This is a genomic window from Nocardia sienata NBRC 100364 (assembly GCF_001613205.1).
Classification (GTDB): Bacteria; Actinomycetota; Actinomycetes; order Mycobacteriales; family Mycobacteriaceae; genus Nocardia; species Nocardia sienata.
In genome coordinates this window covers 1-11,437 of record NZ_BDBX01000089.1, presented here as the reverse complement: position 1 = coordinate 11,437, position 11,437 = coordinate 1, and the positions used below count along the sequence as shown (strand labels likewise).

Below are 11,437 nucleotides of genomic sequence, written 5' to 3'. Positions count from 1 at the left end.
GAGGCGGGGACACCAACCAGGAGGGACAGCAGGCCAGCTGCAATCGCGCTACTCATGGATTCGACACTGAGGTCATCCCGTCCGGCAGGCAAGCCGCTCCTCGTTCGGAGTGGAAAATGGGGTGTATTGGCGTAGAGAGCCTGGTCAGCCTAGCTGAATATACAGATTGTGTTTCCGATCACTGAATGGCTATTCGTGCCGGAGTGGGTTGGCTGTGCTCGGTGTACATGACAGTTGCCGCCCGCTGATGTACGTGGCAAGGCTGAAGTATCGCTACGCGCGTCGAATGTGTCTGCTCGGACATCCCTCTGCCGTCACCGCGAGGCCAGCGGCTTGGCTGGTAGAACTCGGGCTGAGCTGTGGTCGTGATTCTGTCGCACTCTTTGGGGTCTGTCGCGCTACATCGCAGTGGCTGGTGCACGATAGGAACCTATGGGAGTCCCTGACACTGCCGCCGACTGCGACGTCGCCGAACGGATCCTTGTCAGCATCGGCTACGAGGGGAAAACCGTCGACGATCTCGTCGCCCAGCTCGTCGAACAGGGCGTCCAGGTGCTCGTCGATGTACGCCTGACTCCGCTGAGCCGCAAACCTGGGTTGTCGAAGACGAAGCTCGCCGAGGCTCTTGCCGCGGTGGGCATCGGTTACGTCCACCACCGTGCACTCGGCAATCCGAAGAGCAATCGGGATGGTTTCCGCGCCGGTGAGCCGGAATCCCGCGCCCGTTATCACGACGTACTCGATAGTGCCGCTGCGACCGATGCTCTTGCGCACGTGTGCGAGCTTCTCGATGGTGGTGTGGTGGCGCTGCTGTGCTTCGAGCACGACCATGCCGAGTGCCATCGTGACATGGTGGTGCATCGACTGCTCAAGGCCCGCCCCAACGCGGCGGTGGTACACGTCTAGAACAAGGCGAGTTCGGTCTTGGGGTACCAGACGCCGAGGACTGAGAAGGACCGGCGGTGCTGGTTCTGGTTGCCGACGTAGAAGTGGACATCGCGGTCAGGTGAGAGCATTGTGTCGCGCCACTTCCCGAGGAGCATCTCTTGCGCTCGGAGGGCACCGTGGGACTTCAGCCAGCGTCGGCCGGCTTGTCCTGCCTCCCAGTCGAGCACTTTCTGGTCGTGGCCGCGGCACTTCGACGACTCGCAGCGGTATTTATATCGCACAGCGAATGGTGCCGGTTCCAGCGGCCTGAGCGAGGTACCGAACAGATCCGGAGCCGACGACTTGTCGATCTTCGCCCGCTCCGCTGCGGACCAGGGTTCTCCGGCGACGACGCTGGCCTCGACGTCTGTCGGTTTGATGAGTCCGAGCGACGGTGACGGAGTGCCCATGCCGCCAATAGGGTTTTTAGCGAGGAGCCCGCACATGGTGGTGGCGCCGATGAGGCCGTCGAGGTTCATCCGGCGCCGCTGCCAATTGCTGCTCGTATCCAACAGCTCTATGTGTTCCAGCTCGTCCTGGCGCGGGCGGAACGACTCAGGGCGGTTGTCGTTGGGTTGTCTGTACGTGCCGTTGAGGCGCAGGACCTCGTACTTCTTGAACTGTTTGTCGAAGTCCTCGTTGCGGAACTTCACCGGGTACAGACGGATCCACTCGGGACGCTCCCGATCGAGCCTGACGCCCGCCACACAGACGGTCTCGCCGTATGTGTCGCTCGGGTTCGGGTAGGTCTTGACGGTGATCATGACCTTTACGGTCTCGTCCCCTGCACGAGGTTGCCTGAACCCCTTCGCATCTGTGGCGCGCGATAATTCGTTATCCCCCATTAAGAGGGCGTCTTACGTGGGTGTAATTCGTTGTCCGGCATGATGTGACCCGTGGTCGACAGGCTTGCTCAGAGACTTGTCCCGGATGCGTTGTGGGACATCGTGAAACCGCTGCTACCCGAGTTCATTCCCAGACCGCAGGGCGGAGGCACCGCTCCCGTCGATGAACGTGCGGTCTTCACCGCAGTGGTGTTCGTGTTGACCAGCGGATGCGCGTGGCGGCATCTGCCGCCGTCGTTCGGAGTGAGCGTTCCGACCGCGCATCGACGGTTCATGGTGTGGGCCGACACCGGAGTATTCGACGCACTGCATCGAGAGATCCTCGACCGGCTCGGGGCCGCCGGCGAGCTCGACTGGAGCGCGGCGATCCTGGACGCGGCGAGCGTGCGGGCGAAAAAAGGGGATCACTGACCGGCCGCAGCCCGGTCGACCGCGGCAAGAAAGGATCCAAGATCCACATCATCTCGGATGCGAACGGGATACCGCTGGTCACCGGTGTTTCCGCCGCGAACACTCACGATTCGGTGATGCTGCAACCGATGGTCGAGTCGATCCCGCGGATTCGGTCGGTCCGTGGCCCGCGTCGTGGCAAACCCGCCAAACTGCGTGCCGACAAGGGCTACGACTATGACGCCCGTCGCCGCTGGCTGCGTGCTCGCGGGATAGTGCCTCGTGCCTCGTATCGCCCGTCGTGGGATCGAGGACCCCAAGAGATTGGGTCGTCATCGGTGGAAGATCGAACGCACCATCGCGTGGTTTACCGGATATCGGCGATTGACAATCCGCTACGAACGCCACGGCCGCCTCTTCGCAGCATTTCTACAACTCGCCGCAGCTCTCACCTGCTACAAGAAACTATCCACGTAAGACGCCCTCTAATACTCCAGCCGCACTTAGTTATGTTGTGCGGTATGATCTTTCGTCGTGTCGATGGGCGAGGACCTGGCCGCGTGGGTGGCTGGGTTGGATGATCTGTTTGGGCTGGTTGCGGGGCGTTTCTATCGTGCGGAGCCGCGGTTGCGGGCGCGGATGTATGTGCGCGGGTTGTTGGCGCCGTTGGCGGGGAAGAATGGCTGGACACTTGCGGAAGCAGCCGGTGACCTGACGCCGGATGGGATGCAGCGTCTGTTGAACAAGGCCGCGTGGGACGTCGACGGGGTGCGCGATGATGTGTGCGGCTACGCGGTAGAGCATCTCGGTGATCCCGATGGCGTGTTGATCGTCGATGAAACCGGGTTCCTCAAGAAGGGAGTGAAATCTGCTGGGGTGCAACGACAATACTCGGGTACGGCAGGGCGGATAGAGAACTGTCAGCTGGGTGTCTTCTGTGCTTATGCCACTGGCAAAGGTCGCACGCTGATCGATCGGGAGTTGTATCTGCCGAAGTCGTGGACCGACGACCGTGACCGCTGCCGGGAGGCGAACGTCCCCGATAGCGTGGAATTCGCCACCAAGGCCACACTCGCCAAGAAGATGCTCGCCCGAGCACTGGATGGCGGGGTCCCGGCCCGATGGGTGACCGCGGACGAGGCCTACGGCGGCGACTATAAGTTCCGGACCTGGCTCGAAACCCGCTACATCGGATACGTGGTAGCGGTGCCGCGCAGCCAGACCATCCCGATCACCGCCGGTTGCACCCGCGCCGACCACCTCGTCGCGCAAGCACCGCCGGAGGCGTGGAAGCGCCTAAGCTGCGGCGACGGAGCGAAGGGGCCGCGCATGTTCGACTGGGCGGTAGCCTCGCTGCCGGTCTACGAGTGGACCACCTCCGCAGGCTGGAGCCGCTGGCTACTCGCTCGCCGGGCGCTGACTCCGAACAGCAAAGGCGAGTTCGAGATCGCCTACTACATGTGCTTCGCACCCACCGGCACCAGCGACGACACCCTCATCCGGGTCGCCGGCACCCGCTGGGCCATCGAGGACTGCTTCCAAACCGCGAAAACCGAAATCGGCCTCGACCACTACCAGGTCCGCCGCTACGACGCCTGGTACCGCCACATCACCCTCGCCATGCTCGCCCACACCTACCTCGCCGTCACCGCCGCAATCTCCCCAAAAGCATTGGCAGCGAACTCATCTCGCTCACCCTCGGCGAGATCCGCCGTCTTCTGGCACACGTGATCGCCTACCGACCCGGCCACACCGCCATCTGGCAGTGGTCAACCTGGCGGCGTCGGCACCAATACCGGGCCAGAAAAGCCCACTACCAGCGCAGACGCCGATTACATAACCAAGTGCGGCTGGAGTACTAAGCCAGCGTAACTGGGAACTCGGCTCGGAACGGCCCAAACCGCGCCCGAACGCGCTCTCGCCAGCCGGGTTTCTGTCGACAGCCCCCGCCCATCATCTCGCAGAGGTTGGTCACTCCGGTCGTGCACTCGCCCCGAGAATTATTTCTTCGGGCCGCGCCGAGGATAACGCCGCGCCGGCCGAAGATTCGCGGCGCCGGGCCGCTGTGGAAGCCGGTGCCGATATCGCCGAATCGGTGGCGGTTCGCTGCCGTTGTCGCGAAAAGACTTGTGACCAGTTTGTTTTCGAGGTTTGCGGCGTTGCCGGTTTCTGTCGGTGGGTGGTGGTAGTTGTCCCTGCGCGCTCGGCGGTCCGGTAGGCCAGCGCTGTTCCACTTCCCGACCCATGAGGGGTCGAGGTCGCATCGGTGTTCAGGAAGAAAGGTTTCGACTTGATCGGCATTGGTGTGTTCGTCGTGATGGTGATCGTGGTGGCAGGCCTCGCTGGAGGCATTGGATTCATGGCCGGGCGCGGCCGCGCGGCCATCGCCGAAGAACAGGCGCGGCGCGAGCGTGAGGCGACCGAGCAGATGCGGCGCGAACGTGACGCCGCAGGTGAGACGGCACGCGAAGAACGTGGCGCCGCTATCGCAGCGGTGCGGGCGGAACGCGAGGCCGAGATCGAGCAGGTGCGGACTGAGCGGGACGTGGCGGTCAATCAGGCGCGGATCGAACGCGACACGGCGATCGAGCAGGTCCGGGCCGAACGTGACGCAGCCGTCGAACAGGCGCGACAAGATCGTGACGCTGCGGTCCAGCGGGCGGATGCGCTGCAAAACCAGTTCAATAAGGAAGCCGCCGCGCGGGCCGGGCTTGAGTCGGAGCTGCTGTCAGCACGGGAGCGATTCACCGAGCAGGTCGAATTGCTGAGCAGCCAGCAGGACCGTATCAAGCACATGGCCGGGCAGATGCTGGAGGAGACCGGGGCCCAGTTGGTGAAACAGTTCACCGAACTGGCTGATCAGCGGGCCCAGGCCACCGGCCAGGAGCTGGAGCAGCGCCGAGCCGCGGTCGACGAGCTGATCAAACCGTTGTCCACGCAGGTGGAGACCCTCACCGAATATGTGCGCGGGGTCGAGAAGGACCGCGCCGGATCCTTCGCCTCCCTCAGCGAGCAGCTGCAGCAGATGCGCACCACCAACGAGCAGCTCCGGATGAGCAACGAGGCGGTGCAGAAGGAGACCGAGCGGCTGGTGAACGCGTTGCGTCGGCCCAACACCCGCGGGAAATGGGGAGAACGTCAACTGCGCAACGTCGTGGAGGCGGCCGGAATGCTGAGCCAGGTCGACTTCTTCGAACAGCCCAGCCTCACCAACCGCGAGGGCGTGATGCTGCGCCCGGACATGGTGGTGCGGATCGGTGGGGGGATGTCGATCGTGGTCGACGCCAAATCCCCGTTCAACGCGTTTCTCGAGGCTCATGACGCTCGCGACGAGGCCGAACGCAAAGAGAAGCTGGCCTCACACGCCAAGAATATGCGCCGGCACATCGACCAGCTCACCGAAAAGGAGTACTGGACGCTGCCGGAGTACTCGCCGGAGTTCGTGGTGATGTTCGTTCCTTCGGAGGTGTTCTTGTACGCGGCGTGGGAGCAGGACCCGGAGCTGTGGGAGTACGCGGCGGGTCGCAACGTCATTTTGGCCACTCCGACCAGCCTGCTGGTGCTGCTGCGGTCGGTGGCGGTGGTCCTGCGACAGGAAGCAGCTGTCGAGAACATCAAACGCACGGTCGACACCTGCAAGGAAATGACCAAGCGGATTCGCGATGTTATCGGTCATATCAACAAGGTCGGCGCTAGGATCGCTGCCACGGTGGAAGCATTCAATGTCATGGCCGGTTCCGTAGAGCGGCGACTCTTGCCGCAAGCCCGCAGAGTTGATGAGCTGCAGGGTACCGACAACCCGATACCCGAACCCGCCGCCATCGACCTCACTACCCGGGTTCTCGCCCTTCCCGAGGCCGATACCGAGTGGTCGGCACCAGCGGTTGCTTCGGTCGCCGACTCGGTCTCATACATCGGTGGGGCCCGAGTAAACGCGCAACGGGCGGAGCGCTCCGCCGAGGTAGGGGAGATAGAAGACGCGGTGACAGTCGGGGCCGATATAGACACCGACGATTCGGTGACAGGCTGACAAAAGCCGAGAAACCAAGCCTATGTCGTGGCCAGCGGGAGTACCCCCGGTCCTGCCGCTGACCACGGCGTATCGGCCGCGAGTAGGTCTCCGGTGCCAACGTGCTGGCCTGCTCCCGCCGGGCAGCTGCCCGGCGCCGCTCCTCCGGGGTAGCGCTGATCAGCTACGGCGCGCCGGACCGCGCGGACATCGTCGATCCGGGTGCGGCGCAACGCTGCGCGGAGGAAGCGGAGGCCGCTATCGGCAGCTCCTCAACACTGGAGCCTTGGTTGTCTGCAGGATCTCCGATCGACACGATTCAGGCCGGATTGAGGGTTCCTAGAGGTTCACGGATGCTCCACCTGCGTGTCGAACTCCGGTCCCGGCTACCCTATCCAGGCGGTATTCGGCGAGCGAAGGGCAGTTGCGTGACCGGTCGACTCACACTGTCTTGGGTCAATAAGGACCAAGCGTTGGTCTCTGACGGTGCCGGGGGTTACGAGTGGGTCGCCCGCGACGACTCCCGCGTCACCGAGGTGCGGTTACTGCACCCCATCGGTAACGTTGCAGCCTCGGCAGGTGGCACCGATGACAACTTACTCATTCAGGGTGACAGCTACGACGCTCTGCATGCGCTTGTACGTACACCGGAGTACGCAAAGCAGTACCGAGGCAAAGTCAAATTGGTCTACATCGACCCGCCGTTCAATACCGGCCAAGCGTTCGAGCACTATCACGATGCACTGGAACACTCGATCTGGCTCGGAATGATGCGCGAACGCCTCCTACTTGTTCGCGAACTATTGGCAGCTGACGGTTCGGTCTGGGTCCACCTCGACGACGCTGAAATGGCGTACTGCAAAGTCCTGTTGGATGAGATATTTGGGCGTCCTAATTTCGTAACAAGCATCGTCTGGGAGAAGTCGGACACCCTGAAAATGGACGCTAATCTATTCTCTTCGCGACATGATATCATTCTCGTCTATAGAAAGTCCGACGCTTTTTCCGTCAACAGGACTAAGCGTCAGGAACTCCCCTCCCATTACAATAAGGTAGACGGCGAGGGGCGCCACTACTGCACTATTCCATTCAAGGCGACCGGGCCGGACTCAACCAGAGAAGCTCGGCCCACCATGTACTACCCGATGACGGCGCCTGACGGCACCGAGGTATACCCCAAGCTCGACGGAGGAAGAGATGGCCGCTGGGTCTGGAAGCGCGAGAAGGTGGAGGCCGAGATCCATCGCATTGAGTGGGTCCGGGGCAAGTCTGGATGGAATCCTTACTACCGGATCTATGCTGACACGGGCATCGGGAGCCCCCCGGACACCTGGTGGAGGAATGCTGACGTAGGGAGTAATAGAACCAGCAAGCGGGAAATTAAAGCGCTATTCCCCAATGGCGCCCCCTTTGCAACACCCAAACCGGAGCGCCTAATCCAGCGCGTCATTCAAATCGCCAGCAATGCTGGCGAAATTGTCCTCGATTGCTTTGCTGGATCTGGAACGACTGCCGCCGTCGCACACAAGATGGGCCGCCGATGGGTGACGGTAGAGCTCTCGGCAAAAACCGTTTCGAACTTCACTCGACCGAGAATTGAGAAGGTCATCGCTGGATTAGATCCCGGCGGCATCACGGCAGAATCTGGATGGAGTTCAGGCGGCAGCTTCACCAACCTGGAGGTTGGTCCCTCGCTCTACGAATCCGCCGAAGGTCGGCTACTCGTCGCTGACTGGGCGAAAGGTGATGAGTTCGCGCAGGCAGTGGCAGCCCAGCTGGGGTTCACGTTCAGTGTGCAGCCACCGTTCCATGGAGTGAAGGGCCGTACTCGGCTCGCGGTCGTTGATGGCGTGGTCGATGAGATCCTCGTTCGTGCGATCGTGGCGCGATTGGGTGAGGACGAGCGGGCCACTATCGTCGCGAAAGCTGTTGCACCTGGCACTGTCCAGGTGCTCAAGGACATCAGTCCAGGATCTCGGGTACTGAAGGCGCCGCGTGATTTGGTGTCGCGGGGGAGGATCGTCCGATGACATGGTTGCCGTATGACGTTGCTGTGGTCGAGGAGATCACGGCGCGCATGGATCTCCGCAGACCGAACGCCACCGGCTTGGCTAAGGTCGCTACAGCGATCCAGGACGGTGACGGGCGTGAGGTGGTATGCGACCTCGCGACCGGAGTTGGGAAAACCTATCTCGCTGCCGCTCTAGTCGACTATCTCGCTGCGCAAGGGGTACGTAACGTCTTGATCGTCACCCCTGGGAGCACCATCCAGGCAAAGACGGTCGATAACTTCACTCCTGGCCATCGGAAGTTCGTTGCGGGCGCGGAGTATCCCCCGTTACTGATCACCGCCGACAACTTTTCGCGAGGCCAGGTCGGTGACGCGTTGCACGACCCGAACGCGTTGAAGCTGTTCATCTTCAACGTCCAGCAGCTCACCAAACCAACGGTGAAAACGTCGCGGAAGACCCGCGAGGTAGACGAGTTCATCGGACAAGGACTCTACGATCACCTCCGCCAGGTCGATGACCTCGTCATCATAGCTGATGAACACCACGTCTACCGCGAGAAGGCGAAGGCGTTCGGTGCCGCAATCCGCGACCTCTCTCCGCGTGCTTTGGTGGGGTTGACCGCGACACCAGACGATGCGGACCGCGACAAGATCGTCTACCAGTACAGCCTCGCGCAGGCGATAGCTGACGGCTTGGTGAAGATCCCGGTGATCGTCTACCGCGAAGACGGCCAGAAGGACATCGAAACCCAGCTCGCTGACGCTTGCCAACTCCGGCAGCGCAAGGAGATTGTGTGGCAGAGTTGGGCTGGCCACAATGGATACCCGCCGATCAGTCCTGTGTTGTTCGTCGTGTGCCAAGACATCAAGGACGCTGAGTACGTCGCTGAGATCCTTACGCAGGGAGATAAACTCCCCGGCCACGGCGAAGTTCTCCTGATCACCAGCCAATCCAGTGACAAAGCGCTAGCTGAACTTGCCGCCGTCGAGTCACCAGAGTCGCCGGTGCGAGCTGTCGTCAGCGTGAACATGCTGAAAGAGGGTTGGGACGTCAAAAGTATCGGGGTGATCGTCGGCTATCGGGCGCTCGCGTCATCGACGTTGACGGAGCAGGTATTGGGGCGCGGGTTGCGGTTGCCCTTCGGCACACGTGTAGGCATCCCCGCCATCGACCAGGTCGACTTGGTCGCGCATGACTCCTACCGATCACTGCTAGCCAACAAGGACGCGCTGCTGGAACGTTTGGTGCCATCGGCACCGGCTTCCTTGGCGCCAGACATCGGGGAGCCCGCTGCCGAACCAGTTCCGCATGGGCAAGCACCGCTGCCGCTCAGTAACCCACAACCCGACCATCGTGAGATTTTCGAGAATGGCGAGCTGCATCTAGTGGGGCCCGCACGTGTCAAGGACGGTGAAGTTGTCGATGGAGCGGAGTTCCTGGTCTTCGCCTCAGTGGACGCGGTCGATCAGCAACTAGATAAGGACGCTGCGGCAGCCATGCAGGTGCTGTACAAGGTCGAGGATGCGCCGACGATCGTGTTCCCGCGGCGTGAACGGGAAATGGCCCCGGTCGATTTTTCGCTTAGCTATGTGGAGAACTCCGCAGTACAAGCTGTGGGGGCGAGCTTTGTGCACGAGTTCCCAGTCCATCTCAAACGGCAAGCCATCGTCGGACAGCGGGATCTCGACGGCAATGTTTCGCTGCGGACTCAGCAGGTTGCCGATGAGGATGCCACCCAGAAGTGGGTACCAGTCGCCAAGGTTCGCAACGAGTTAGCGGACCGGATCTGGAACCTGGGGCTTGTCCCCAGCGAAACTCCTGAACTCAATGCGACCCATCGCATTACCCGCGAGTTCTTGCTCGGTGCTGGTGTGACCGACGACGAGGAGGATGCGTTGTGGAGCCAACGTCGCACCGACCAAGCGGTGAGAGCGATCGACGAGTTGATCCGCGGCAGCTACGACAACCGGAAGCTGCACCCGAAATGGACGTACACGCGCGTTGAGGTGCCGGTGCGGCGACCGATGCCGAGCAATACGGCAAGCATTTGGGATGATTTCAACAAGGAGAAGTGGTACGGGCAGTGGAACCGCTCGATTCAGCCGTTCGCAAACTTCGATGCCAAGTCGACCGAATTTAAACTCGCACACATGTTTGATAGTTCGCGGCAGGTGCAGTGGTGGCTACGAATTTATGAGCCGGGCGAGGTGTGGATCGAACGCAATAACAGTAAGAAGTACTATCCCGACTTCGTTGTGCTGGATGTTGATGGCGTGTTTTGGGTGGTGGAAGGAAAGTCCGACAACGCTGCACGCGATGTCGAGGTGCTAGACAAGAAGCATGCGGCCCAGGAGTGGGCGCGGTTTGTCCGCGATGACGGCAGGTTCGGTACCTGGAGGTATGTGTTCGCGACGGAAACGCATGTGCGGCAGGCGAAGACGTGGGAGGAACTAATCGTCAAGACGAAACCGGAGCTCTGACTCCAATCACACGCTTCCCACGGCCACGCGAGTGCTGAGTGGGTCGGTTCCGCCGCCACCTTGTGGTTTTACCAGGATCATCTGGAAAGTACTGACTTGTTCGCCGGGGTGTCCTTGCCGCGGTTGGCTGGCAGACGTCTTGTGATGCAGAGCTCTCGCCGGTGTGATGGCCACTCCGCGACGATCTCGGAGTAACCGGCGTTATTGAGTTGGACTTGCCATGGGGCCCGCGGTTTCGAACTGGAAGTCGTCAGCGATACCGGCATGCAGGTGGGCGACCTGAATCCATTCCAGGGTAGCGAGTTTCGCTATCACGATACTCGCCGCCAGCTTGAACTGGGCGCCGAAGCCGATGTCATATCGTCTCGGGTGTTGGTCGTGGCGCTTCGACTGGTGCGGCACCCGGCTGGGGCAAGCAGCAAATCCGTGGTCGGGATGCCCGGTCATTGGATTCGGTGTTTCGGGTGTTCAGCGTGGGGATGAGCCGCCGCTTCGGGGTTACGCAGGGACTGTCTTCACCGGTGTGCGGCAGGCGCGGGGGTTGGCGCCGACCACCGAGGTTTTGGTCACGCTGCGGGTGGGTTTCTCCTTTGCTGACGACCAGCTCGACGCCCACGGCCGGTTTGTCGATACCGATTTGCTCGACGAGGTTCACGACGAGTACGCGGCCCGTTTGTCGGCGACCGTTTGGACCGAGTTATTCGAAGACAAACCGACTTTCGAGCGCGTTGCCCAGATCCTGTATGGGGAGTTGGTACAGCGGATACCGCAACT

Annotated in this window: 7 protein-coding genes and 2 pseudogenes; 7 read left to right on the top strand and 2 right to left on the bottom strand. The window is 61.7% G+C overall.

Going from position 1 to position 11,437, the window contains the following annotated elements:
• Nucleotides 1-432: 432 nt before the first annotated feature.
• Nucleotides 433-906, top strand: coding sequence for a DUF488 domain-containing protein (locus NS4_RS30495; RefSeq protein WP_063062929.1), 474 nt, complete (start codon nt 433-435; stop codon nt 904-906).
• Here the strand turns inward: NS4_RS30495 and NS4_RS30490 are convergent.
• On the bottom strand, nt 903-1,691 hold the full coding sequence (locus NS4_RS30490) for a DUF8757 domain-containing protein (RefSeq protein ID WP_063062928.1): 789 nt from the start codon (nt 1,689-1,691) through the stop codon (nt 903-905). The two genes, NS4_RS30495 and NS4_RS30490, sit on opposite strands and share 4 nt — an antisense overlap.
• A gap of 132 nt (nt 1,692-1,823) precedes the next feature.
• On the opposite strand from NS4_RS30490, the pseudogene NS4_RS31845 reads away from it, so the two are divergent.
• Together NS4_RS31845 and NS4_RS30480 are read left to right on the top strand one after the other, a co-directional pair.
• A pseudogene (locus tag NS4_RS31845) lies at nt 1,824-2,639 on the top strand (IS5 family transposase).
• A gap of 63 nt (nt 2,640-2,702) precedes the next feature.
• Nucleotides 2,703-3,893 carry an IS701 family transposase gene (locus NS4_RS30480; protein ID WP_063062926.1) on the top strand — a complete coding sequence of 397 codons (1,191 nt, stop codon included), beginning with the start codon at nt 2,703-2,705 and terminating at the stop codon, nt 3,891-3,893.
• Between the two features lie 127 nt (nt 3,894-4,020).
• On the opposite strand, the gene NS4_RS32770 is transcribed toward NS4_RS30480, so the two are convergent.
• Nucleotides 4,021-4,836, bottom strand: a complete 816-nt coding sequence (locus tag NS4_RS32770; protein WP_169811835.1) for a hypothetical protein — start codon at nt 4,834-4,836, stop codon at nt 4,021-4,023.
• An 87-nt stretch (nt 4,837-4,923) separates the two neighbouring features.
• Between NS4_RS32770 and NS4_RS30475 the strand changes: the two genes are divergently transcribed.
• The 4 genes and pseudogenes from NS4_RS30475 to NS4_RS30455 all read left to right on the top strand — a co-directional run.
• A complete protein-coding gene (locus NS4_RS30475) occupies nt 4,924-6,192 on the top strand; it encodes a DNA recombination protein RmuC (RefSeq protein ID WP_169811834.1) in 1,269 nt (422 codons plus the stop codon).
• A gap of 452 nt (nt 6,193-6,644) precedes the next feature.
• Nucleotides 6,645-8,201, top strand: coding sequence for a site-specific DNA-methyltransferase (locus NS4_RS30470; RefSeq protein ID WP_169811833.1), 1,557 nt, complete (start codon nt 6,645-6,647; stop codon nt 8,199-8,201).
• Nucleotides 8,198-10,663 carry a DEAD/DEAH box helicase gene (locus tag NS4_RS30465; protein ID WP_084487861.1) on the top strand — a complete coding sequence of 822 codons (2,466 nt, stop codon included), beginning with the start codon at nt 8,198-8,200 and terminating at the stop codon, nt 10,661-10,663. The genes NS4_RS30470 and NS4_RS30465 overlap by 4 nt, the downstream gene beginning before the upstream one ends.
• A gap of 523 nt (nt 10,664-11,186) precedes the next feature.
• Nucleotides 11,187-11,437 (top strand): annotated as a pseudogene (locus NS4_RS30455) (6-carboxytetrahydropterin synthase); the annotation flags it as partial.